The sequence below is a fragment of the Pannonibacter carbonis genome (assembly GCF_003012935.1).
Taxonomy (GTDB): Bacteria; Pseudomonadota; Alphaproteobacteria; order Rhizobiales; family Stappiaceae; genus Pannonibacter; species Pannonibacter carbonis.
The window spans coordinates 88204-109994 of the sequence record NZ_PUDR01000008.1; the positions used below are offsets into that span (position 1 = coordinate 88204).

22 protein-coding genes are annotated in these 21791 nt (G+C 62.6%); 6 read left to right on the forward strand and 16 right to left on the reverse strand.

The features are described from left to right. Positions 1–182: 182 nt before the first annotated feature. The 6 genes from C8348_RS12595 to C8348_RS12615 all read right to left on the reverse strand — a co-directional run bounded on the left by C8348_RS12595 (position 183) and on the right by C8348_RS12615 (position 4838). Positions 183–1235, reverse strand: coding sequence for a patatin-like phospholipase family protein (locus C8348_RS12595; RefSeq protein WP_106753693.1), 1053 nt, complete (start codon positions 1233–1235; stop codon positions 183–185). 3 nt (positions 1236–1238) lie between these two features. Next, positions 1239–2021: a 3-hydroxybutyrate dehydrogenase gene (locus tag C8348_RS12600; RefSeq protein WP_106753694.1), complete on the reverse strand. Its 783-nt coding sequence runs from the start codon at positions 2019–2021 to the stop codon at positions 1239–1241. Between the two features lie 106 nt (positions 2022–2127). Then, the gene (locus C8348_RS12605) at positions 2128–2439 is read right to left on the reverse strand and encodes a hypothetical protein (RefSeq protein WP_106753695.1); all 312 of its coding nucleotides are present in this window, start codon (positions 2437–2439) and stop codon (positions 2128–2130) included. Positions 2440–2466: 27 nt separating this feature from the next. Next, positions 2467–2997, reverse strand: a complete 531-nt coding sequence (locus C8348_RS12610) for a hypothetical protein (RefSeq protein ID WP_106753696.1) — start codon at positions 2995–2997, stop codon at positions 2467–2469. A gap of 42 nt (positions 2998–3039) precedes the next feature. Then, entirely contained in the window at positions 3040–3834 is a 795-nt protein-coding gene (locus C8348_RS21970) for a hypothetical protein (protein ID WP_157950431.1), read from the reverse strand. A gap of 215 nt (positions 3835–4049) precedes the next feature. Continuing rightward, a complete protein-coding gene (locus C8348_RS12615) occupies positions 4050–4838 on the reverse strand; it encodes a hypothetical protein (RefSeq protein WP_106753697.1) in 789 nt (262 codons plus the stop codon). 225 nt (positions 4839–5063) lie between these two features. On the opposite strand from C8348_RS12615, the gene ispG reads away from it, so the two are divergent. Genes ispG through C8348_RS12630 form a run of 3 tightly spaced genes read left to right on the forward strand, consistent with a single transcriptional unit; the run spans position 5064 to position 7980 of the window. Next, positions 5064–6335: a flavodoxin-dependent (E)-4-hydroxy-3-methylbut-2-enyl-diphosphate synthase gene (gene ispG, locus C8348_RS12620; RefSeq protein ID WP_106753698.1), complete on the forward strand. Its 1272-nt coding sequence runs from the start codon at positions 5064–5066 to the stop codon at positions 6333–6335. Between the two features lie 20 nt (positions 6336–6355). After that, positions 6356–7243, forward strand: coding sequence for a pyridoxal kinase (pdxY, locus tag C8348_RS12625; protein ID WP_106753699.1), 888 nt, complete (start codon positions 6356–6358; stop codon positions 7241–7243). 2 nt (positions 7244–7245) lie between these two features. After that, the gene (locus C8348_RS12630; protein WP_106753700.1) at positions 7246–7980 is read left to right on the forward strand and encodes a DUF429 domain-containing protein; all 735 of its coding nucleotides are present in this window, start codon (positions 7246–7248) and stop codon (positions 7978–7980) included. 119 nt (positions 7981–8099) lie between these two features. Here C8348_RS12630 and C8348_RS22270 read toward each other — a convergent pair whose 3' ends face one another. From C8348_RS22270 to C8348_RS12645, 3 genes are all read right to left on the reverse strand, one after another. Beyond that, positions 8100–9509, reverse strand: coding sequence for a L,D-transpeptidase family protein (locus C8348_RS22270; protein ID WP_208983726.1), 1410 nt, complete (start codon positions 9507–9509; stop codon positions 8100–8102). Positions 9510–9686: 177 nt separating this feature from the next. Next, on the reverse strand, positions 9687–10640 hold the full coding sequence (locus C8348_RS12640; RefSeq protein WP_106753701.1) for an acetyl-CoA carboxylase carboxyltransferase subunit alpha: 954 nt from the start codon (positions 10638–10640) through the stop codon (positions 9687–9689). Between the two features lie 213 nt (positions 10641–10853). Beyond that, positions 10854–11687: a DUF3108 domain-containing protein gene (locus C8348_RS12645; RefSeq protein WP_106753702.1), complete on the reverse strand. Its 834-nt coding sequence runs from the start codon at positions 11685–11687 to the stop codon at positions 10854–10856. Between the two features lie 399 nt (positions 11688–12086). Here C8348_RS12645 and rpmB point away from each other — a divergent pair, with 399 nt between their 5' ends. After that, positions 12087–12377 (forward strand): 50S ribosomal protein L28, encoded by a 291-nt coding sequence (gene rpmB, locus C8348_RS12650; protein WP_106753703.1) that lies wholly within the window; start codon positions 12087–12089, stop codon positions 12375–12377. A 25-nt stretch (positions 12378–12402) separates the two neighbouring features. Beyond that, positions 12403–13044: a queuosine precursor transporter gene (locus tag C8348_RS12655; RefSeq protein WP_198647034.1), complete on the forward strand. Its 642-nt coding sequence runs from the start codon at positions 12403–12405 to the stop codon at positions 13042–13044. Positions 13045–13369: 325 nt separating this feature from the next. Here C8348_RS12655 and C8348_RS12660 read toward each other — a convergent pair whose 3' ends face one another. The 5 genes from C8348_RS12660 to C8348_RS12680 all read right to left on the reverse strand — a co-directional run bounded on the left by C8348_RS12660 (position 13370) and on the right by C8348_RS12680 (position 18487). Further along, entirely contained in the window at positions 13370–14416 is a 1047-nt protein-coding gene (locus C8348_RS12660) for an esterase-like activity of phytase family protein (protein WP_106753704.1), read from the reverse strand. Next, complete coding sequence (cobT, locus tag C8348_RS12665; protein ID WP_106753705.1) at positions 14413–16323, reverse strand: cobaltochelatase subunit CobT; 1911 nt, start codon at positions 16321–16323, stop codon at positions 14413–14415. Before cobT ends, C8348_RS12660 begins: the two co-directional genes overlap by 4 nt. Continuing rightward, positions 16320–16733, reverse strand: coding sequence for a GNAT family N-acetyltransferase (locus C8348_RS12670; RefSeq protein ID WP_106753706.1), 414 nt, complete (start codon positions 16731–16733; stop codon positions 16320–16322). The genes cobT and C8348_RS12670 overlap by 4 nt, the downstream gene beginning before the upstream one ends. A gap of 7 nt (positions 16734–16740) precedes the next feature. Further along, entirely contained in the window at positions 16741–17727 is a 987-nt protein-coding gene (gene cobS, locus C8348_RS12675; RefSeq protein WP_106753707.1) for a cobaltochelatase subunit CobS, read from the reverse strand. Between the two features lie 169 nt (positions 17728–17896). Next, a complete protein-coding gene (locus C8348_RS12680; RefSeq protein WP_106753708.1) occupies positions 17897–18487 on the reverse strand; it encodes a J domain-containing protein in 591 nt (196 codons plus the stop codon). Positions 18488–18617: 130 nt separating this feature from the next. Between C8348_RS12680 and C8348_RS12685 the strand changes: the two genes are divergently transcribed. Beyond that, positions 18618–18920, forward strand: coding sequence for a BolA family protein (locus C8348_RS12685; protein ID WP_106753709.1), 303 nt, complete (start codon positions 18618–18620; stop codon positions 18918–18920). A gap of 395 nt (positions 18921–19315) precedes the next feature. On the opposite strand, the gene C8348_RS12690 is transcribed toward C8348_RS12685, so the two are convergent. After that, the gene (locus C8348_RS12690; protein WP_106753710.1) at positions 19316–20662 is read right to left on the reverse strand and encodes an HlyC/CorC family transporter; all 1347 of its coding nucleotides are present in this window, start codon (positions 20660–20662) and stop codon (positions 19316–19318) included. Continuing rightward, positions 20659–21789, reverse strand: coding sequence for a 3-dehydroquinate synthase (gene aroB / locus C8348_RS12695; RefSeq protein ID WP_106753711.1), 1131 nt, complete (start codon positions 21787–21789; stop codon positions 20659–20661). The genes C8348_RS12690 and aroB overlap by 4 nt, the downstream gene beginning before the upstream one ends. Between the last annotated feature and the right edge of the window lie 2 nt (positions 21790–21791).

Consider the following 21791-nt stretch of genomic DNA (forward strand, 5'->3'; position numbering starts at 1 on the left):
GCATGTTCAAACTAGGGCAAATGTATTGCCAAATGGTTTTCGATGTATTTTTTGTTTTGTTTCAGTTGCGCTGATCGAATTAATGTATTCGAAAGTATATGTTGTTGCGTGGTCGCGTTATGCATCGCATTCTGCAAAATCGAAGTTAATTGCTGTTAACTGCATGCTGTTAGGGAGATTGCTCAGAGAAATTCTGCGCGAAGATCAACGGTAGAGCGATTGCCAATGTGGTCAAAATTGCGCTCAACCCAGCTGGCTGCCGTTTCGCGGCCAATCCGATGCAGCTCTTTCAGAAAGGCCCATTCCGCGTTCACTTTCGAGGAGGCTTGCAGCGGCTTGAGTGCTTCGCCGTCGATGCGGTGAAGCCGCACGTCCATGTATTTTTCAGCGCTCAGCTTGCCTTCCTGGATCAGCCTGCTGACAAAATCGATCGACCGCATCTCCCGCAGCAGCGTGGAATTGAAGGTGATCTCGTTCAGCCGGTTGAGGATCTCGCGTGCGGTGCGCGGGGTTTCCGCCCGCTCGATCGGATTGATCTGGATGAGAACAGTGTCCTGCGTTCCCGTTTCATAGAACAGCGGGTACAGGGGCGGATTGCCCATGTAGCCGCCGTCCCAGTAGGGCACGCCGTCAATCTCTACGGCCTGGAACATGTGCGGCAGGCAGGCAGAGGCCATGACGGCATCCAGCGTGATTTCCTTGCCGGAGAAAACCCGGATCTTGCCGGTCTGAACGTTGGTGGCCGCAAGAAACAGCCGCAGGCCATCGCAGGCCCGCACGGCGTCGAAGTCGACCGTTTCCTCCACCACCTCGCGCAAGGGGTTGACGTTCAGCGGGTTGAATTCATAGGGCGAGGCGAAGCGCGAGATCAGGTCGAAGGCAAGATAACTCGGCGAGAAATCAAGGCTCCACTGGCCAAGCGCCATGTCGAGGGGCGAGCGCTTGATCGGACTGAGGAACGCATGCTCGCTGACCTTCCGCCAGAATTGTTCAAGCGCTGCACGCGCGCCCTCGCTGCCGCCGGCATGAAAGCCGCTGGCAAGCGCAACGGCATTCATCGCGCCTGCAGAGGTGCCGGTGATACCGTCGATCTCGATCCGGTCATCCTCCAGCAACCAGTCGAGCACGCCCCAGGTGAAGGCGCCGTGGGCGCCTCCCCCTTGCAGGGCCAGGTTGATCCGCTTGCGGTTGGGCTGCGATGAGTGGCCGGGCGCAGGGCTGGTCTTGTCTGTCATGCCTTACTGCGCGGTCCAGCCGCCGTCCATCGGCAGGACAGTACCGGTCATCGAGCTTGCTGCATCCGAGCACAGGAACACGGCGAGGGCCGCAACCTGTTCGACGGTGACGAATTCCTTGGTTGGCTGCGCCTTGAGCAGGACTTCGCGCTTCACTTCCTCTTCGGTCATGTTGCGGGCCTTCATCGTGTCCGGGATCTGGGCTTCGACCAGCGGCGTCCAGACATAGCCCGGGCAGATGGCGTTCACGGTGATGCCCTGTTCGGCAACTTCCAGCGCCACCGTCTTGGTCAGGCCCGCAATGCCATGTTTGGCGGCGACATAGGCCGACTTGAACGGCGAGGCGACGAGCGCATGGGCAGACGCGGTGTTGATGATCCGGCCCCAGCCGCGCTTCTTCATGCCCGGAAGGGCAGCGCGGATCGAATGAAATGCCGACGTCAGATTGATCGCGATGATCGCGTCCCACTTTTCGATCGGAAACTCGTCGATTGGCGAGACGTGCTGGATGCCGGCGTTGTTGATCAGGATATCGACCGAGCCGAATTCGTTTTCGGCATTGAGGATCATGGTGGCGATCTCTTCGCCATTCATCATGTTGGCGGCCGAATAGACGCACTGGACGCCGAAGTCCTTCTCGATGGCGCTGCGCTCGGCTTCGATCTTTGCGGCGTCGCCAAAGCCGTTGATGACGATGTTGGCACCTTGTGCCGCCAGCGCGCGGGCGTAGCCAAGGCCGATGCCAGAGGTCGATCCGGTGATGACGGCGGTCTTGTTCTTCAGCATGCAAGGGCACTCCTGTTCAGCAGTTGGCCGGAGCTTCCCATGAAATCACCTTGCACTGCAACACGGCAGAAGATGATGTTTCTGTAACGGTTCGTCGGGACGGCCATCAGCGCCGGCCAAGGTTCTTGACCCTGGCAATGGCCTCCGCCGCATCATGGCGGGTGCGTGCTTCTTCCGTCTGGCCGGGGGTTAACCCGACCCGTTCGGCATATCGCTCGCGCACCAGCCCATAGCAGGTCGCATGCAGGCTGGCGAAGAGCCAGACGCTGACGCCGACGCTGCCGAGCGGCAGGGCAGCCGAGATCGCAAGTGCGACGACCGGATCTGGGAAAGCGGCCTTCAGGAGGCTGAGGATCCAGGTCCAGGCCAGCGTCATGACAACAGACAGCAGGCCAACGACCAGCGCCGCGAACGCCATCGCCCAGCCGAGGCCAGCGCTGGCACTCTACGACTGGCGCAATGTCAGGTCGTCCTCCAGCGCCGCGGCGGGCAGGATCAGCGACAGTTTCTGCATGAGCATGAGGGCAACGAAGGGCGCGGCGATGAAGGCGATGATGCCAAAGCCTGCGGTTACTGCCGTGATGATCCCGGCGATGGCGAACAAGGGCACCAGCATCAGCGCGCCCAGCAGCAGGAGCAGCAACAGCTTCACCATCACCTTGAGGACGCGCGGGGCAAACGAGAAGGGAAAGTCCCTCGCTCCGATCAGGATGCGCCGCATGTAGGCCGTGGCCGCAGCAAAGCCGAGCAGGATGTTTGCAAGGCCCGCGACGAGACGCAGCGCGCCATCGTCGGCGGCGACGACCGGTTCCGTCATGTAGGAAACTGTGGTGAAACCATCGCCGGGCAGCAGCTGGCCGCTGAGCGCGAGGTTCAGTCCGGCCATCAGCAGGATGTATCCCCAGCTGGCCGCCAGCAACGTTCCGATCCGCCCGAAGGCGAGCGCGAGAGCCCTTTCGAGCACGGACAGGATCATGACGGCCTCCAGTGATACGGTATCACCCCCAAGATAGGGATTTCAGCTTCCTACAAAAACAGGGTCGTTCGGGTTTTCTGCCCAGAGCGTCTCGATTGCCCGGCGATAGGCAACAGTCACGGCGGCGAGTACTACGCTCATGCCTAGGTAATCTATTGATGCCCTGATCGTAATCGAGAATAATTCCTCCAAAAAATGCGGAAAAATTCCAATCAAAAATGCCTTATCATAAGATGCCCAATAACATACTGCAGATGGAATAAACGTTAATATTCCGATTATTGTAATTAATAAAGCTATTTTTCTTGTCATTTCGAACGATTTAGACAATCGAATTCGATGATTAATGGCTGAAGCTGGAATAACAAAGCAGTATCTAAAATAAAAATAACTTGAAATCAAAATTATTACTAAAAAAGCTATGAATGAACTTGTTGATGGCTTCGTGTAAAATGCGTTTAAACCAAGATTGAGTACCCAGGACGCAGAGAATATCAGAGTTACAATCAAGATTAATGCGGGAAGACTTGCGATGGTTGCAAGCCAGATCCTCCCTAGGACCTTCAGCTCAAGCCTGCCAAAGCGCAAGTGAATGAGCCCGGGGCGTTCTTGCAGCAGGCCAAAGCGGTGCCAAGCCGTTGCGATGCTCGCATATGAGAGAAACGCCCATATGAATGCCGTGAGACTGAAGGCCGTTCCGATCCATGTGCCTTGCGTGAATGCCTCGCCAACGCTCAGCAGGATGCCAATCGCCATCCAAGCGCCCGCAATGCGCAAGGTCACTCCAATGTTTCCCGCAACGAGGGTGTATGTTTCTGAAAGAATGTATCGATACATGGGGCATGGTCCTGAAATCGAACATGCGCAGCGCGCCGTCGTCGGCGGCTACGACCGGTTCGGTCATGTTGGAGACGGTTGTGAAGCCATCGCCGGGCAGCGGCTGGCGGCAAGCAGCGTTTCGATCCGCCCGAAGGCGAGCGCGAGAGCCCTTTCGAGCACGGACAGGATCATGACGGCCTCCGGTGATGCGGTTTGTTCCTGGGATGGGGATTTCAACGCTCGGCAAAAACAGGGTCGTTCGGGTTTTCTGCCCAGAGCGTCTCGATTGCCCGGCGATAGGCAACAGTCACTGCGGCGAGTGTCACGCTCATGCTAAAAATCTGCAGCAGCGCAAAACCGATGGTCAGGAGAATCTGTCCTGCAAGTGTGGACGCCCCAACGAATCCATGGAGCAGGAGGGCAAAGAAGCCCAGTGAAATCAGGGCTGGGATTTGAAGGCTCAGTCCAGAGAGAAGTGCGGGAAAAAAGTAATTTTCTGAAATCAAATACGATTTTCTGATTCCGACGTTGTGTCCAACGGCGGCGGCGGGCACGATGAAGCAAACTCTGAAATAGAAATAGAGATAAAATAGAACGCATGCAAAGAGTGCGAAAAATATAAGTAAGCCGGAGAGGCCGCCAATTGGTATGGCATTTACGATCAAGACCAGAAATACAAAAGGAACGAATGCAAGTGCCATCGCGGGAGCGCTGACGAGCGCTGCCAGCAAGATGCGACCGAGAACTTTCAGTTCCAGGCGTCCAAAATGCAGCTGAAAGGTCTCAGGCCGTTCATTTAGCAATCCGAAGCGATGCCATGCTGTGGCGATACTGCCCGAGGCAAGCAGGCTGCAAATGATGTTTGCGACCATGAACAAGGTGCCAAGCGGACTGAATGAAGTCATGGTCTGGGCGAGGTTCAAGCCGATGCTGATCGCCACCCATGCGCCCGCGATGTGGAGGGTCGTGTGTATGTTTTCGACAACAAGCGCGAACATGTCCGAGAGAAAGGAGCGATACATTCAACGAGTCCAGTGTCTACCAACGGCGGGTCTGAGGCGAGTTTGCGGTTTTGATACATCCCATAGGTGTATATTTTGACAATGCGTTGCCCTTTCCCTCGTGAGACTTCGTCCCAGTTTCTTTGCGTGCGCTTCTTGATTGCCCTTTTGCCAAAGGCAAATTAAGCAAGCGCGGGGGCGTGAGGGGCGTTTTCCCGCGCGGATGAAGACAGGTTGGCCTGTACAATGACCGAATACACACCCATGCGCCTGCCGCGCCGCAGGTCTGTTGCCGTTCAGGTGGGGCATATCCTGGTGGGCGGCAATGCCCCCGTCGTCGTGCAATCGATGACCAACACCGATACGGCCGATGCCGACGCCACCGTTGCGCAGGTGGCAGCGCTGGCCCGGGCGGGGTCCGAGCTGGTGCGGATCACGGTGGACCGGGACGAGTCTGCGGCGGCGGTGCCGAGGATCCGCGAACGGCTGGAGCGGATCGGTGTGAATGTGCCGCTGATCGGCGACTTCCATTACAATGGTCACAAGCTTCTGGCTGATTATCCGGCCTGCGCCGAAGCTCTTGCCAAGTACCGGATCAATCCTGGGAACGTTGGTTTCAAAGGAAAGCGCGACACCCAGTTCTCCCAGATCATCGAGATTGCGCTGCAATACGACAAGCCGGTGCGCATTGGCGTCAACTGGGGGTCGCTCGACCAGGATCTTCTGACGAAACTGATGGACGAGAATGCCGTCAGCGACAATCCGATCTCGGCCGCAGCCGTGATGCGCGAGGCGATCATCCAGTCCGGCCTTCTGTCCGCTGCCCGCGCCGAGGAATTGGGCATGGGCCGGGACAAGATCATCCTGTCGGCCAAGGTCAGCCAGGTGCAGGACCTCATCGCCGTTTATGCTGATCTTGCAAGCCGTTGCGACTATGCGCTGCATCTCGGACTGACCGAGGCCGGCATGGGAACCAAGGGCATCGTTGCCTCTTCGGCCTCGATGGGCATCCTGTTGCAGCAGGGCATTGGCGATACGATCCGCGTGTCGCTGACACCGGAGCCGGGCGGGGACCGGTCGCGGGAAGTGCAGGTTGCCCAGGAACTGCTGCAGGTCATGGGCTTCCGCGCCTTCGTGCCGGTGGTGGCGGCCTGCCCGGGCTGCGGGCGGACAACTTCCACGGTATTTCAAGAGCTTGCGGGCGATATTCAGGATCACATCCGCGATTCCATGCCGGAATGGCGGGAGAAATATCCGGGCGTCGAGACCCTTAATGTTGCTGTCATGGGCTGTATTGTAAATGGCCCGGGCGAATCGAAGTTTGCCGACATCGGGATCTCCTTGCCGGGAACCGGCGAGACGCCGACGGCGCCGGTCTTTGTCGATGGCGAGAAGGTGACCACCTTGCGTGGGCCGAATATCGCCAGCGAATTCAAGGCGATGGTGCTGGATTACATTGAGCGGCGTTTCGGGCGCGGGGCGAAAGCCGTTCCGGAAATCGAGACGTCAGCCAGCTGAAGAAGGACTGCTCCGCGATCATGGCCCATGCCCCGAGCGAAGGTGAGGCCGACCGTCCGGCCATTCTGGTGATCACATCGCAGGTCGTGCGTGGCGGGATCGGTGGACGTGGCGTGGTGTTTGCGCTGGAGCGGCTCGGTTTCCCGGTCTGGTTCCTGCCAACCGTGCTGCTGCCCTGGCATCCGGGGCAGGGCCGGGGAACGCGGATCGTTGCGGAAACGGCGGATTTCAGCGCTATTTGTGCGGATCTTGCGGGCTCCGACAAGCTGCCGGAAATCGGTGGCATCCTGTCCGGATACCTCGGGCATCCGGCGCAGGCGGAGGCGGTGGCCGGGCTGGTCAAGGCGGTGAAGAAGGTTTCGCCGGAAGTTCCCTACCTTTGCGACCCGGTGATCGGCGACCTCGGCGGGCTCTATGTGCCGGAGGAGACTGCGCGGTCAATCCGCGACAATCTGCTGCCATTGGCAGACATTTCCACGCCCAATCGCTACGAACTCGCCTGGCTGACAGGACGGGACATCGAGACCGAGCTGCAGGCCCTGTCGGCAGCCCGCAGGCTTGGCCCGGAGCGGGTCATCGTCACCTCCGCACCGGCGCTGCGCCGCAACTCGATCTCCAACCTCCAGGTCGGACCGCGCGGGGCGATCGCTGCCGAACATGGCACGATCGAGAGCCCGCCGCATGGCACCGGCGACCTCCTGTCCGCCCTGTTCCTTGCCCGGCACCTGGAAGGGCTGGAGGACGAGGCGGCGCTGGTCAGGGCAGCAGGGTCCACATTCGAGATGGTGGCCCGCAGCGTGCGCAAGGGATCGAGCGAGTTGCTCTATCCGTCGGAGCAGCAGGCGGTTGCCAGGCCGATGGCGCTGGTCAGCACCCGGCGGGTGCTGGAAACCGCAACGGCGCGCTGAAGATGACGGGGGCACCGCGATGGATCGCCGGGGTGGACGGGTGTCCGGCCGGCTGGATCGCGGTGATGGCGCCCGAGAATGACCTGTCCCGGCCGCAGGTGCGGATCGTGCCGGCCCTGGCCGATCTCATGACCGCTGAGCCACGGCTCGAGGTGCTGGCCGTCGACATGCCGATGGGACTGCCCGAGCTGACCCGTCCGGGAGGGCGAGGCCCGGAATCGGCCGTGCGGCCCCTGCTGGGCGAGCGCCAGTCGTCCGTCTTCTCCATCCCCTCACGCCGGGCGGTCTATGCGCAGGAGTACCGGCAAGCCTGTGCCGAGGCGCTGGAAACGTCAGAGCCGTCGCGCAAGGTGTCGAAGCAGGCGTTCTTTCTGTTTCCCAAGATCCGCGAACTGGATGCGCTGCTTCTGGCCGGAGAGGAAGCGCGGCTGTTCGAGGTGCACCCCGAAGTTGCCTTCTGGCGCCTGAATGGCGAAGCGGCGATGCGTCTGCCGAAGAAGATCAAGGGCAGGGTCAACCCGGATGGCATGGCCGAGCGCCGGGACGTGCTCCGCCGGTTCGGGCTGCCGGGGAGCTTCCTGGAACAACCGGCTCCACGCGGGGCGGCGGCGGATGATTTTCTGGATGCGAGCGTCAACCTGCTGATCGCCGGGCGGATCCTGCGCGGCGAGGCGCGGCCTTTTCCGGCCGAACCAGGCCGCGACGCGCGCGGCCTGAGGATGGCGATCTGGGCCTGAAGCCACTCATACCAAGGCGTTGAGATGCTGACGCATCACGCCTTGAAAATGCTCAATCGCCACACGGGCTTGACCAACTCTCGGTGAGTCAAGCTCACCGAGAGTTGGTCTGAGGTGTTTCAGGGTTTGGCTGCAGGAACCTTGGAGACAGGCAGGGCGGTCGGCCGAGCCTGGGCCGTCGCCGCTGCAGCTTCAGGCGAGAGCGGCGGCAGATCGCCGGCAGCTTCTTCCTTCGAGCCAAAAGTGAACCAACGCTTGAGGAACCCCTTCTGCTCGCCAGCTGCCGTATCGCCGCTGGAGGCATAAGCCGTTGCCGTTACGTCAGAATTTTGCGGTGTAGTCGGCGATGCACCACTGGTCGCGGTACCGGTAAAGAGGCTAGCAAAGGCACCGTTGGGGCGTGGCGCAGGCTGGCCGGCACCTGAGCGTGGCGTCTGGTCGGCGGCTGACGCTACCGCCTGTGCCGCCGGTGTGGTGATGGCGCCAGGTTGTGCTGTTCCATTGGTCGCGGCGATCGCCGCTGTGCCTTCCGGTGCTGCAGCCGGCAACGCCGGCGACCCGTCGGCATTGAAGTCCTTGTTGCCAACGAAAGCGGCGATTTGCGTCTGGGTTTCCTTCCAGCGCTTTTCGCGGGCTTCCTTTTCGTCCAGCGCAGCAACCTGGGTCAGGAACGCGGCCTCATCCTGCTTCTGCTTCGAGGCAACGGCCATTGCAACGGCCTGCGGAACCTCAAATGCCGGACATTGGGCCGAAGCGCGGAACGGCACGCCGGCGACCAGAGGCGTTGCGTCGAAAACGTATTTCTTCTCGCAGACGGCGATCTTTGGCGGGACTTTCGTGACCTCGAAGTGGTCATAGCCGGTCTTCAGCATGCGCCAGAAGTCCATATGCGGGCTCTTGCGGTGCCGTGCCATGTTCTCGGCGGTCATACGGAAGGGAAAGGCCTGGACCTGGAACGACTTCTGGCCACCCTTGAAACTGTCGCGGGCCAGCGCATAGATGTCCTGGACCTGCTTGTCCGTCATGGCGTAGCAGCCGCGCGAGGAGCAGGCACCATGCACCATCAGTTCCGATCCGGTCCGGTTGTGTGCCTGGTCGAAGGAATTCGGAAAGCCCAGGTTGAAAGCCAGATGGTAGCTGGAGTTCGGGTTCATCAGACCAGGCGTGATTTCATAGAAACCTTCCGGTGCCTGCCGGTCGCCTTCCTTGATCTTCGGGCCGAGCTGACCTGACCATTTGCAGATGTCGAAATCTTCCAGGAGGGCATAGCGCCCGCTGCGTGTCTGCTTCCAGACCTCGAGCTTGGATTCTTCTTTGAAGATGCGGATCATGATCGGCGAGCGCAGATCCATCTTCAGTTCGGACAGTCTGGCTTTCACCTGCGGCGAGACCTCCCGCAGATGCTTGGGGCCTGACCCCATGTACATGTCGTCGGCCTGGCAACCGACAAGCAGCCCTGCCAGCGCAAGCGCGCCTACACCGCGCCCGATGCGTCCCAATCCGAGGGAATATCGCTTGGCCTTGCCCATATTCACGACACCTACCATCAACGCCGCATTGCAGCATACTACAGCAACGCCCGGCTCAAGCGTAGCGGTGTGTGGTTTACGAGACCTTACGCCCGGCCATACCGCCTGCTTTTGCGGGCTTGCCGCAATTCCTGCGGGATTGATCCCTGAAATTGCGGCAAAGCGACGGCAAGAGGATTAAAGCGAGCGGCCGATGGCCAGATACTTGGCCCGGCGCTGCTGCCGGATCTCATCCGGGGACAGGTTCGCCATGTCGGCCAACGCGGTTTCAATGGCGGAGCCGGTGCGGTCAATGATGGTCTCGCGGGCGCGGTGCGCGCCGCCAACCGGCTCCTCGATGATACCGTCGATGACGTTGAGCTTGAGAAGATCCTGCGCCGTGATCTTCATGTTGGTCGCCGCTTCCTGCGCCCGGGCGCTGTCGCGCCACAGGATGGAGGCCGCGCCTTCCGGCGAGATCACGCTGTAGACGGCGTGTTCCAGCATCAGCACCTTGCTGGTGGCGGCAATGGCGATCGCGCCGCCGGAGCCGCCTTCGCCGATGACAATCGCGATGCTGGGCACGCCAAGGCTGAGGCAGCGGTCGGTCGAGCGGGCGATGGCTTCGGCCTGGCCGCGCTCTTCAGCGCCGCTGCCCGGATAGGCACCGGCCGTATCAATCAGGGAGATCACCGGAATGCCGAAGCGCTCGGCCAGATCCATGATGCGGACCGACTTGCGGTAGCCTTCCGGCCGGGCCATGCCGAAGTTGTGGCGCAGGCGGGTCTCGGTGTCGGAGCCCTTTTCCTGGCCGAGAATGGCAACGGACTGGCCACGAAACCGACCGAAGCCGGCGATAATCGCCTGGTCCTCACCAAAATGCCGGTCGCCGGCGAGCGGCGTGAAATCCTCGATGAGGCCCTTGATATAATGGGCTGCATGCGGACGGTCCGGATGGCGGGCTACCAGCGTCTTCTGCCAGGGCGTTAGCTTTGCATAAATATCGGCGAGTGTCTGGTCGGCCTTGGTGTCGAGCCGGGCAACCTCGGCGTCCACGTCAACCGCTTCACCTGATGCAGCCAGGGCCTTCAGCTCCTGGGCCTTGCCCACGATGTCGGCGACGGGTTTTTCGAATTCCAGATAGCTGTGCATGAACCGGTTACCTGAAAGCCGCAGGCGAGGTGAGCATGAATGCTCCGCCCCGGCTGATCGTTGGGACTGGCCTTATGTCGTGGCGCGACACTGAACAGCAAGGCCTGGCAAGTCAAGCGGGCGCTGTACCAGCTGACCGGATGAGGTGCAAGGCAGGTGATTGATCGGACGGGCGTCAGAGCCTGGACAAGACGATAAATCCCGGGCGCAAGCTCAACGAGCGGCCTGATCCGAGCCCGAGCCGTCAAGTCTCAGCTTGGCCGCTTCGACAACCATCTGACCATTCTTGGTTGGGATCGAAATGCGGTAGGGAACCAGAACATCGTTCCGTCCCATCGGTGCAAGCCAGGTTTCGATATCGGCATCGGCCATCTGCTGGACCTGTTCACGGCCTGGACGATGCCCGGCGACCGGAACCCACTTTGCCGAGCAGACGACAACGGGGCCATCATAGCCACGACCGGAAACCTCGCGGACTTCCTTGAAGCTGAGCTGAATGTCGAACCGCGTCCAGCCATCGAACACTGGTAGCTTGCGATTGCAGGCGGCTGCACCGAGGCCGGTCTTGCCAGATGAAACCGGCATCAGCGCGGCGCTCAGCGGGTCCATCGCATTCTGGCGATGCTTCTTGGTGACTTCGATGCGATCCGGCATCGGCTTGAATGGAGGCGTGGCCTCGAAGTCACGGATGCTGCCAGAGCCCTGCAGCAGGGAGACGTAGAAGTCCCGGCTCGCGGCCTGGGAGGTCATGATGTATTTTGACGGGACCACCTTGGTGCCGACCAGCCAGCCGGAGGCCTCGGCCCCGCCCTTGCCGGTAGAAAACACGCTGCCGATGCCGGCAGGTTCGATTCCGACCTTGGCAGAATAGGCGTTGCCCTGCAGCACGAGCGACATGGTGGCGCGGCCGATGGTGAGACCCGCGACCGTAATGTCATAGAGCCCGCCAACCTTGTTGGTCTTGGCAAGCGCCGCCTCGTTGCCGAGCGTTGCCGCAAGCAGGGCTGAAACGGCAAGAAGGCCCTTGCGCCATCCGGCTTTCGTCATCCTCGACACGTTCTGTCCTCCTCGGGGCCTGTCCGTCTCGACGGGCGCGAAATACTTTGGCAAACTTATGGCTCTTGTCCAGACAAGAGCAAGCGAGCACGGGAACGTGACGGCGTTCGAGCGTCGCACGATCATGGTCCAGTACTGGTCCGGTCCGGCGATTTTTGGGCCGGTATGGTAACTGTTCGGTTAAAGTACCGCGTTTTGCAGGCAAATGCCATTGATTGGCACTGGTTCGTCGGCGAAGCCTTGACGTTGCCCCTCCAGGCCAGTATACGAACCCCGATTTTTCCGAAATTGGCCGGTGGTGACGTTGCCGGACCTCGCGGTCCGCCGCAAATCGGCTGTAACCACACCGGGACCCTTCGTGGCCCGGCCAGAAGAATAAAGGGTAGTCCCATGGCACGCCGCTGCGAGCTGACTGGCAAGGACGTGATGTCCGGCAACAACGTTTCCCACGCCAACAACAAGACCCGTCGCCGGTTCCTGCCGAACCTGTGCAACGTCTCGCTGATCAGCGACACGCTGGGTGCCAGCTTCAAACTGCGCATTTCCGCGCACGCCCTGCGTTCGGTCGAGCACCGTGGCGGCCTGGATGCCTTCCTCGTCAAGGCTGCCGATGGCGAACTGTCCGACAAGGCTCGCCTGATCAAGGCAGAAGTGCGTCGTCGTCAGGCTGAAGCTGCCTGAGACCAACACCCAAAGGGGTGAATTGATGATCAAGGCCGAGAGATTCTCAGCCGGTCGCGTCGCCATCGCAGTCACTGCGATGGCGATTGTCGTTCTGGCATCCAATTATCTGGTGCAGTTCCCGGTTCAGGGCATGCTCGGTGGCATTGTGCTGGCCGATCTGCTGACCTGGGGCGCGTTCACCTATCCGGCGGCGTTTCTCGTCACCGATCTGACCAATCGCCGTTTCGGTCCGAAGGCTGCGCGTCAGGTGGTCTATGCCGGCTTCGTGCTGGCCGTGATCCTGTCGGTCTGGCTGGCGACGCCGCGCATCGCCATTGCCTCCGGCACGGCCTTCCTCGTGGCGCAGTTGCTGGACGTGACGGTGTTCAACCGCCTGCGGCAAGCGGCCTGGTGGAAGGCGCCGTTCATCTCGTCGCTGCTGGGCTCGATCATCGACACGATCCTCTTCTTCTCGATCGCCTTTGCGCCGCTGTTCGGCGGCGATGACGCCTTCGCGCTGGAACTGGCCCCGTTGTTCGGCGTGTTTGCCACGGACGTGCCGCGCTGGATCTCCTGGGCGCTGGGTGACTTCTCGGTGAAGATGCTGGTGGCGATCGCGCTGCTTGCGCCGTACCGCGTGCTGATGGCGATTCTGGTGCCGGCAACGCAGGAACGCGCGGCCTGACAGGACTGCTTCCGATGAAACTAAAAAGCCCTGGGCCGATGGTCCGGGGCTTTTTTGTAGGTAACGGGTGTCGCCCCGGGCGCAGCGAAGCGGAGACCCGGGGCCTACTCGTTCGCAGAGCAGCAGGGTTCGGTCCAGCGGTGCCAAGGGCTGCAGTGCCATGCATGAGGGCTGCTGTTGCGCCGCGATCCACTCCTTGCCGCTCTGGAAGCGAGTAGGCCCCGGCTCTCGCGTTGCTCGGCCAGGGTGACACGGAGCGAAATTCTAACACTCAGTTGGGCCGGGATGACGCGGGTGGGCTATCGGCCTGTCCGGTTACGGTGGTCTAGTCGTTGAGGCGGAAGCGCAGCAGCAGGGTGCGCTGGAGCAGGGAGCGGTTGTCATCGGACAGGAGGGTGAGGATCGTGCGCCCCTGAGCGTCCTGATGCACGCCGAGGCCCTCCATGTTGTCGATCTGGTGCGACGGGCCTGCTTCCATCAGGACCGTGCCCTTGAGCACAGAACCGGGCTTTACGTCGGCGGCGGCAAAGCGGCGCAGGCGCATGCCGACCCAGTCGCGCAGGTTGAAGCGGCGCTCCAGCAGCAGAAGATCGCCGCCTGGCAAGAAGGCGGCGTCGGTGGCGTCGTAATTGCCGGAGCGCTCGATCTCGAAGCTGCCGGCGCGCGGGCCGCCGATGATGAAACCGGGCAGGTTGTGCGCCTGGCTCTGTCCGCGCTCGCCGATGGCCACCAGCGCGCCGCCGAGCGGGCCGTCGTCAGGAGCGGCGGCGAGGGCTTCGATCCCCTTGTTGCCGCGCAGTTCGCGCAGGGCCTTGGGTGTCTCCACGCCTGAAATCATCCGGCTGGCGCCGTTGGTCAGCGGCCAGGCAAAACGCAGGATGCGGTTGTTGCGTTCCGTGGCAACGAACAGTTCCAGCTTGCCACGGTTGCGGCCGAGGGTGACGGCTTCCGTGTCGCTGGAACTGGTCTTGCGCAGTTCGACGCCCTTGGCATCGAGCATGGGAGCAAAGCGGACGTCACTGAGACCGAGGGGCGCGCCCTCCGGTGACTGCCGGATCCGCGCGGCGACCCACAGGGCATTGTCGGTGACCGCCAGCATCTCAGAGCCGCCGTCGAGCACGATCAGGCCGGAGAGGCCGCCGATCTCGCGGTTGGTTGCAGTCAGATCGAGGCCGCCGAGAAAGGTCAGCTTGCCGAAGCCGGTGGCCTCGCTGCCGCGTTGGAAGCGTTCAATGCGGGCCGCTGAAATGGCGACGGGCGTGCCATCAGCCAGCAGCGGGCCGGCGGCGAGAGACGGCGTGGCGAGGCTCAGGATCAGCGCCAGAGCAAGGCCGGGCACCGAAAGGCTGGCCCAGCGGAACCGGCCGGTCATGCGCGCCGTCTTGCTCTGCCGCGACCTGCGCCACGGCCACCGGTGGCCTGCTGCGAGGTGTCCTCGAACAGGTCGGCGAGTTGGTCGGTCATGGCACCGGCCAGTTCCTCGGCGTCGACGATGGTGACGGCGCGGCTGTAGTAGCGGGTGACGTCATGGCCGATGCCGATGGCGATGAGTTCCACCGGCGAGCGGTTCTCGATCTCGTCGATGACGAAACGCAGATGGCGCTCGAGATAGTTGCCCGGGTTGACCGACAGGGTGCAGTCGTCCACCGGCGCGCCGTCAGAGATCATCATCAGGATGCGGCGGTTCTCGGGCCGGGCGAGCAGGCGGCGGTGGGCCCAGTCAAGCGCCTCGCCGTCGATGTTCTCCTTCAGGAGCCCCTCGCGCATCATCAGGCCGAGATTGCGGCGCGAGCGGCGCCAGGGCGCGTCGGCGGCCTTGTAGATGATGTGGCGCAGGTCGTTGAGGCGGCCGGGCTGAGCCGGCTTGCCAGCGGCCAGCCAGGCCTCGCGCGATTGCCCGCCCTTCCAGGCCTTGGTGGTGAAGCCGAGGATCTCGACCTTGACGCCGCAACGTTCCAGCGTGCGCGCAAGAATATCGGCGCAGGCGGCGGCGACGGTGATCGGGCGGCCGCGCATGGAGCCGGAATTGTCCAGCACCAGGGTCACAACGGTGTCGCGGAAGTTGGTGTCGCGCTCCTGCTTGAACGCCAGCGGCTGCATCGGGTCGATGACGGCGCGGGTGAGGCGGGCGGTGTCGAGGATGCCTTCCTCGAGATCGAAGTCCCAGGAGCGGTTCTGCTGCGCCATCAGCTTGCGCTGCAGACGGTTGGCAAGGCGGGCGACGGCGCTCTGCAGGTTGACGAGCTGCTTGTCGAGGAACGCGCGAAGGCGCTCCAGCTCGGCGACGTCGCACAGATCCTCCGCCGAGACTTCCTCGTCGAAGCGGGTGGTGTAGACGCGATAATCGGTGACCGGCTTGTTCGACTGGGGCAGCTCGCGGCGCTGGCTTTCGCCTGGCTCCTCGGCCTCCATGTCGAGGTCCTGGTCCTCCATGTCGAAACTGTCGCTGTCAGCAGCTTCGGTCTCGCCGGCGGCCATTTCCTCGCCGGTGACTTCGGTTTCCTGCGGCGCGGTTTCTTCCTCGCCCTCCTGCTCCTGGTTGTCGGAGCCGGTTTCGGAATCCTCGTTGCGGCCGCTGTCGTCGCTTTCTTCCGGGTCTTCGGTCTTGTCCGGCTCGTCGCCGAAGTCTTCGCCCATGTCGAGGGCGGTCAGGACGCTGCGCATCTGGCCGGCGAAGGCGGCCTGGTTGTCGAGGCGGGTGACAAGCCGGTCGAGGTCCTTGCCGGCCTTCTGCTCGATCCAGTCGCGCCACAGCGACACGAGCTTTGCGGCCGCCGGTGGAGGCGGCGCGCCGGTGAGACGCTCGCGCACGATCAGCGACAGGGCATCAACCAGTGGAGCGTCCTCGCGCCGGGACACGTCCATCGCACCCTGGCGTGTGTAGCGGTCGTCGAGCATGACCGAGAGATTGTCGGCAACGCCCGGCATGCGCGACGCGCCGACGGACTCGCAGCGGGCCTGTTCGACGGCGTCAAAGATGACGCGGGCGTCGCCGCCCTTCGGCATCGATTTCTGGTGGACCTTCGCATCATGGCAGGCAAGGCGCAGCGCCATCGAATCCGACAGGCCACGGGTGATGGCGATGTCGCGCGACGACGGCTTGCGGGCCGGCTCGGGCAGACGGGCGGAACCGCCCGCCAGCGCCGGACGGTCGCCGGAGAAGATGACTTCAAGCTCGGACGTGCCGGCGATGGCGCGCATCGTGCCGGCAACGGCCTGCTTGAAGGGCTCGTTCGGCGCCTGTCCCTTGGTGCCGCCGCCGCTGTTGGAAAGGCTCATACGTCTTTTCTCATATAGATGCGGTCATGGCCGCCGATGAAATCTTCCAGACGGCTGAATTCGCGGTAGCCGAGCTTTTCATAGAAGCCTGCTGCCTGAAAGCCGAATGTGTCCAGATAGAAATGCCTGCGACCCTTGGCGACACCCTCTGCTTCCATCGCCTGCATCAGGGTTCTGCCATGGCCTGCGCCGCGATGGTGCTCATCGATCCATAGATAGTCCACGAAGACCCAATTGCCCTGACATTGCGCCATCACGCCGCCTACAATCTCCTCGCCGCGGCGCAGGGTGAAGGTGATCGGAGTGGCGACCCGCCTGGCCGGCAGGAAGCAATCATTGAAGGCGCGCAACCCTGATCGGATCACGCGCCGCACGCTTGCGTGCTGACGTTCCTGACGGACTGTGATCATCGGCCTCTCAGCTCATGACCAGTTTGATCGAGGACTCAGGCAGTTCCTCGCCGAAGCAGCGCTGGTAGAACTCGGACACCAGTGAGCGTTCGGTGTCGTCGCACTTGTTGAGGAAGGTGAGGCGGAACGCGAAGCCGAGGTCGCCGAAGATCTCTGCGTTTTCGGCCCAGGTGATCACGGTGCGCGGGCTCATGACCGTCGACAGGTCGCCGTTGACGAAGGCAGACCGGGTCATGTCGGCGAGACGCACCATCTTCGAGGCGATGGCGCGACCTTCGGCTCCGGTGAGGTGCTTTGCCTTGGCCAGGATGATGCCGACTTCGTTGTCATGCGGCAGATAGTTCAGCGCGGTGACGATTGACCAGCGGTCCATCTGCGCCTGGTTGATCTGCTGCGTGCCGTGATAGAGGCCGGAGGTGTCGCCGAGACCAATCGTGTTGGCAGTGGCAAACAGGCGGAAGCAGGGATGCGGGCGGATGACGCGGCTCTGGTCGAGCAGGGTCAGGCGGCCGGAGGATTCCAGCACGCGCTGGATCACGAACATCACGTCCGGCCGGCCGGCGTCATACTCGTCGAACACCAGGGCAATGTTGTTCTGGTAGGCCCAGGGCAGAATGCCGTCGCGGAATTCGGTGACCTGCTTGCCATCCTTGAGGACGATCGCGTCCTTGCCGATCAGGTCGATACGGCTGATGTGGCTGTCGAGGTTGACGCGGACGCAGGGCCAGTTGAGGCGCGCTGCAACCTGTTCGATGTGGGTGGACTTGCCCGTGCCGTGATAGCCGGTGACCATCACGCGGCGATTGCGCGCAAAGCCGGCGAGAATGGCCAGCGTCGTCGGCCGGTCGAACAGGTAATCAGGATCCACGTCCGGCACATGCTCGGTCGGGGTCTTGTAGGCAGGCACTTTCAGGTCACTGCGGAAGCCGAACACCTCTTCGACGGAAACTTCGGTGTCGGGCATGCCTTCGGCCACGGTCATCTTGTCAGTCATCGGTCCTCCGCTGCCTCGGCCGGGCCGGGGTCAGGGTCATGTGGGGAAAGCCGGCGCGAACGCACCAGGCTAGGGATACTCTCGGCGAAATGGCGCTGCCATATGTGCTCCATTTCCTCTTTTCGCAATTCCAGGCGCAAAACCGGTTCCCACTTTTGCTGGAATTGCTCTAGCAGAAACCGGCTTTCTTCAGGACGTTGTAGGCCTGAATGATCTGCCGCAGGCGATCCTCGGACGACCGGTCACCGCCATTGGCATCCGGATGATTGAGTTTCACCAATTCCTTATAGCGCGCCTTGATCTCGTCGCCACGCGCCTTCTCCGACAGATTGAGCACATCAAACGACCGCTTTTCAAGGGCGAGAAGCTTGCGATCCCGCGTGTGCGTCGTTCCGCCATGCCGGGCATACGCGCGGGGCCGGGCGTTCGTGCGTGGATCATGGCCATCAGGCCCCTGTGCGGCCTCCTTGTTGACGCCCATCTTCCAGGTCGGCCGGTGTCCGGTCAGCGCGTCCTTCTGGTAGACGCGCACGGCGTCATCATCCATGCCGGTGAAGTAGTTGTACGTCTTGTTGTAGTCCCGCACGTGATCGATGCAGAAAAAGAAGTACTGCCCCTCGCGGTCGCGGCCCTGCGGCGCCTTGTGGGTGCCGGGGCGCGCGCAGCCGGGGTGCTGGCAGGGCGGGAAGATGTCTTCGTCGAGCCGGTCCTTGTCAGGTTTGACGCGGATCCGGTCGAACAGTTTGGAATCCAGTTTCATGGGCCCGATTATGGAGAGGGTGGCTCGAACGAACAAGGTTAGCGGGGGGAATAAAAGAAAGGGTTTCCGTCCGGCGGGCATCCTTGCAACAGGGTTGACGCGCGGGCGGCATATGGACAGAACATAGCGTATGACCATTCGCCAGCAGATGACCGACCTCCTGACCGATGCCTTCGCGCCGAGCGAACTCACGGTCATCGACGAATCCGACAAGCACAAGGGCCATGGTGGCTGGCGCGAGGGCGGGGAAACCCACTTCCGCGTCCGCATTGTTGCCGAGGCCTTCGCCGGCAAGGGACGGGTCGACCGTCACCGGGCGATCAACGGCGTGCTTGCCCCCTGCTTCGCGGCCGGTGTGCATGCGCTGGCCATCGAAGTTCGGTCCCCGGACGAGCCGGCCCCCCGCGCGGCCCGGGTGAGCGGAGCGGTTTGAAGGGGCGTGGTCCCGGTAGCCTATCGCTCGTCGCTCCTGCGAAGGCAGGAGCCTAGTAACCGAGGCGGTTAGCGGTGGGCACTGGCTGTGTCTTCTGCTGTTGTTTGGGTTGGGTTTTCCGCCGAGTTTTCCAAGATGCACCGGGGGTACTGGGCTCCTGCCTGCGCAGGAGCGACGAGGGGAGGTGTCTTGGGGGATCTCTTCCGTGTCGTTACACTCCACGTAGCAATCCTCCGTGCTGTCCCGGCCTTGGGCCGGGAACTGTCAGGATTGCGTTGCTGTGACGCGGGTGGTGGGGTCGCGGACAGCATCACAGGTCCCGGCACTGGGCCGGGACGGCGCGGTTGAGAGGGGAGGGGGGCGTGACCGGTTCCGTGCTCCCGCCCCAAAATGGACTAACCCACCTTAGACGGCGTGGCCGCCAGCTTGTCCGCCCTTGCGTCCTGGGCCTTGGCGGCGGATTTGATGTCCTTGGCGTTGAGCGGCATGATGCGCAGGCGGGTGATGCGGTTGCGTTCGCGGCGCAGGACGGTGAAGCGGAAGCCGTGGAAGGTGAAGATCTGCCGCTCGTCCGGGATCATCCGGGCCTCGTGGATGACGAGGCCGGCGATGGTGGTTGCCTCCTCGTCGGGCAGGTTCCAGTCGTTGGCGCGGTTGAGGTCACGGATGGGAACCGAGCCATCGACAATGACCGAGCCATCGGCCTGCGGCCGCACGCCGGTCAGTTCGATGTCATGCTCGTCGGCGATCTCGCCGACGATTTCCTCAAGAATGTCTTCCAGCGTCACGAGGCCCTGCACCTCGCCGTATTCATCGATGACGAAGGCGAAATGTGACTTGCGCTTGAGGAAGGCGTTGAGCTGGTCCTGCAGGCTGGTGGTGTCCGGCACGAACCAGGGCGGCGTGGCGATCTTCAGGACATCAAGCTTGTCGAAATCATTGCCGGCCGCCTTGAGCGCGCGCAGAAGGTCCTTGGCGTGCAGCACGCCAACGAAATTGTCGCTTTCGCCGCGCCACAGCGGCATGCGGGTGTAGGGTGCCGCAAGGGCAGCATCGACGAGCTTTGACACGTCCTCATCGACATTCAGGGCCATCATGTTGGTGCGGTGGACCATGACGTCGGAGACTTCGAGCTCGGCGAGATCCAGCAGGCCACCGAGGCGATCGCGGTCGGCCTTGACGAGGCCGCCTTCCAGATGCTGCAGGTCGACGGCGCCGCGCAGCTCGTCATGGGCGGAGAGGACCGCCGTGGTCTCGTCCACCCGCACGCCGAAAAGGCGCAGGATCAGCCGCACGATCCATTCAATGGTGATGACCACCGGGCCAAAGATGGCAACGATGACGCGCACGACCGGTGCAACAGCGAGGGCGAAGCGGTCCGGATTGGAGATCGCCATGGTCTTGGGCATGACTTCAGACAGGACGACGACAAGGATCGTCATTACGACTGTTGCCAGCGCGACGCCGGCCTCGCCGAAGAGCGACAGGAACAGACTGGTGGTCAGCGCAGACGCGAGGATGTTGACGATGTTGTTGCCCAGCAGCAGCGCGCCGATCAGCCGTTCGCGGGTCGCGATCAGGCGTGAGACGACACTGGCCCGCACGTCTCCGGCCTTTTCCAGCTGATGCATGCGCGCGCGGGACGCTGCGGTAAGCGCGGTCTCAGAACCCGAAAAAAAGGCTGACACGGCCAGCAGGCAGAGGATTCCGCCGATCGTGAACCACAAGGTCGTATCGATCATGTGCGCAGCTTCTCCTGTAGGAAGGTCAGCACGGAGGCTGGGTCAACGCCCTTCTCGACGAAGGCCTGGCCGATGCCACGGGTGAGAATGAAGGTCAGCGCGCCACGGCTGACTTTCTTGTCCTGGGCAATGATGTCGAGCAGCGTTTCGGCGGGCGGCATCTGCCCCGGGATTTGCCGAATGTGGGTCGGGAGGCCGACTTCGACAAGATGCGCGGTCACCCGGTCGACGACGGCATCGTCGATGAGGCCGAGACGGCAGGAGAACTCATGCGCCAGTGTCATGCCGATGGAGACGCCCTCGCCGTGCACCAGGCGCTCGTTGGCATAGTCGACGGCTGATTCCAGCGCGTGGCCAAAGGTGTGGCCAAGGTTGAGCAGGGCACGCTGACCGGCCTCGCGCTCGTCGGCGGACACGGTTGCCGCCTTGGCCATGCAGGAGCGGGCGACGGCTTCCTCGCGGGCCGGTGCACCCGAGACGACATCGCGCCAGTTGACCTCAAGCCAGGCGAAGAAATCGGCATCGCCGAGGAGGCCGTATTTCACCACTTCGGCATAGCCGGCGCGGAACTCGCGGTCGCTCAGCGTGTCGAGCAGGGCGGTGTCGGCAAGGACGAGATCCGGCTGGTGGAAGGCACCGATGAGGTTCTTGCCATGGCGGGAGTTGATGCCCGTCTTGCCGCCGACGGAGCTGTCGACCTGGGACAGGAGCGTGGTCGGGATCTGGATGAAGCTCATGCCCCGGCGTACGGAGGCCGCCACGAAGCCGGCCAGATCGCCGACGACGCCGCCGCCGAAGGCGAGCACCGCATCGCCGCGTTCCAGGCGGGCGGCCAGAACCTCGTCGCACAGGCGCTGGTATTCGGCAAAGCACTTGGTCTGCTCGCCCGGCGGGACGGTCATCACGGTGTAGCCGACGCCAGCGGCATCAAGGCTGGCGGTGAGCGTGGAGAGATGCAGGCGGGCGACGGTGGCATCGGTGATGATGGCGAGCCGCCCGCCCGGCATCAGCGCGGCAATGCGCTCGCCCGCGGAGGCGAGGAGGCCGCGGCCGATGAGGATGTCATAGGAGCGGTCCCCCAGGTCAACGGGAACGGTGATGGGCGGCGTGTGCGTCGGCAGGGTCATGG

Excerpts from the sequence above, each read along its gene's own strand:
- C8348_RS12595 (WP_106753693.1), bottom strand. The coding sequence starts at position 1,235 with ATGACAGACAAGACCAGCCCTGCGCCCGGCCACTCATCGCAGCCCAAC.
- C8348_RS12600 (WP_106753694.1), bottom strand. The coding sequence starts at position 2,021 with ATGCTGAAGAACAAGACCGCCGTCATCACCGGATCGACCTCTGGCATC.
- C8348_RS12605 (WP_106753695.1), bottom strand. The coding sequence starts at position 2,439 with ATGGCGTTCGCGGCGCTGGTCGTTGGCCTGCTGTCTGTTGTCATGACG.
- C8348_RS12610 (WP_106753696.1), bottom strand. The coding sequence starts at position 2,997 with ATGATCCTGTCCGTGCTCGAAAGGGCTCTCGCGCTCGCCTTCGGGCGG.
- C8348_RS21970 (WP_157950431.1), bottom strand. The coding sequence starts at position 3,834 with ATGTATCGATACATTCTTTCAGAAACATACACCCTCGTTGCGGGAAAC.
- C8348_RS12615 (WP_106753697.1), bottom strand. The coding sequence starts at position 4,838 with ATGTATCGCTCCTTTCTCTCGGACATGTTCGCGCTTGTTGTCGAAAAC.
- ispG (WP_106753698.1), top strand. The coding sequence starts at position 5,064 with ATGACCGAATACACACCCATGCGCCTGCCGCGCCGCAGGTCTGTTGCC.
- pdxY (WP_106753699.1), top strand. The coding sequence starts at position 6,356 with ATGGCCCATGCCCCGAGCGAAGGTGAGGCCGACCGTCCGGCCATTCTG.
- C8348_RS12630 (WP_106753700.1), top strand. The coding sequence starts at position 7,246 with ATGACGGGGGCACCGCGATGGATCGCCGGGGTGGACGGGTGTCCGGCC.
- C8348_RS22270 (WP_208983726.1), bottom strand. The coding sequence starts at position 9,509 with ATGGGCAAGGCCAAGCGATATTCCCTCGGATTGGGACGCATCGGGCGC.
- C8348_RS12640 (WP_106753701.1), bottom strand. The coding sequence starts at position 10,640 with ATGCACAGCTATCTGGAATTCGAAAAACCCGTCGCCGACATCGTGGGC.
- C8348_RS12645 (WP_106753702.1), bottom strand. The coding sequence starts at position 11,687 with ATGACGAAAGCCGGATGGCGCAAGGGCCTTCTTGCCGTTTCAGCCCTG.
- rpmB (WP_106753703.1), top strand. The coding sequence starts at position 12,087 with ATGGCACGCCGCTGCGAGCTGACTGGCAAGGACGTGATGTCCGGCAAC.
- C8348_RS12655 (WP_198647034.1), top strand. The coding sequence starts at position 12,403 with ATGATCAAGGCCGAGAGATTCTCAGCCGGTCGCGTCGCCATCGCAGTC.
- C8348_RS12660 (WP_106753704.1), bottom strand. The coding sequence starts at position 14,416 with ATGACCGGCCGGTTCCGCTGGGCCAGCCTTTCGGTGCCCGGCCTTGCT.
- cobT (WP_106753705.1), bottom strand. The coding sequence starts at position 16,323 with ATGAGCCTTTCCAACAGCGGCGGCGGCACCAAGGGACAGGCGCCGAAC.
- C8348_RS12670 (WP_106753706.1), bottom strand. The coding sequence starts at position 16,733 with ATGATCACAGTCCGTCAGGAACGTCAGCACGCAAGCGTGCGGCGCGTG.
- cobS (WP_106753707.1), bottom strand. The coding sequence starts at position 17,727 with ATGACTGACAAGATGACCGTGGCCGAAGGCATGCCCGACACCGAAGTT.
- C8348_RS12680 (WP_106753708.1), bottom strand. The coding sequence starts at position 18,487 with ATGAAACTGGATTCCAAACTGTTCGACCGGATCCGCGTCAAACCTGAC.
- C8348_RS12685 (WP_106753709.1), top strand. The coding sequence starts at position 18,618 with ATGACCATTCGCCAGCAGATGACCGACCTCCTGACCGATGCCTTCGCG.
- C8348_RS12690 (WP_106753710.1), bottom strand. The coding sequence starts at position 20,662 with ATGATCGATACGACCTTGTGGTTCACGATCGGCGGAATCCTCTGCCTG.
- aroB (WP_106753711.1), bottom strand. The coding sequence starts at position 21,789 with ATGACCCTGCCGACGCACACGCCGCCCATCACCGTTCCCGTTGACCTG.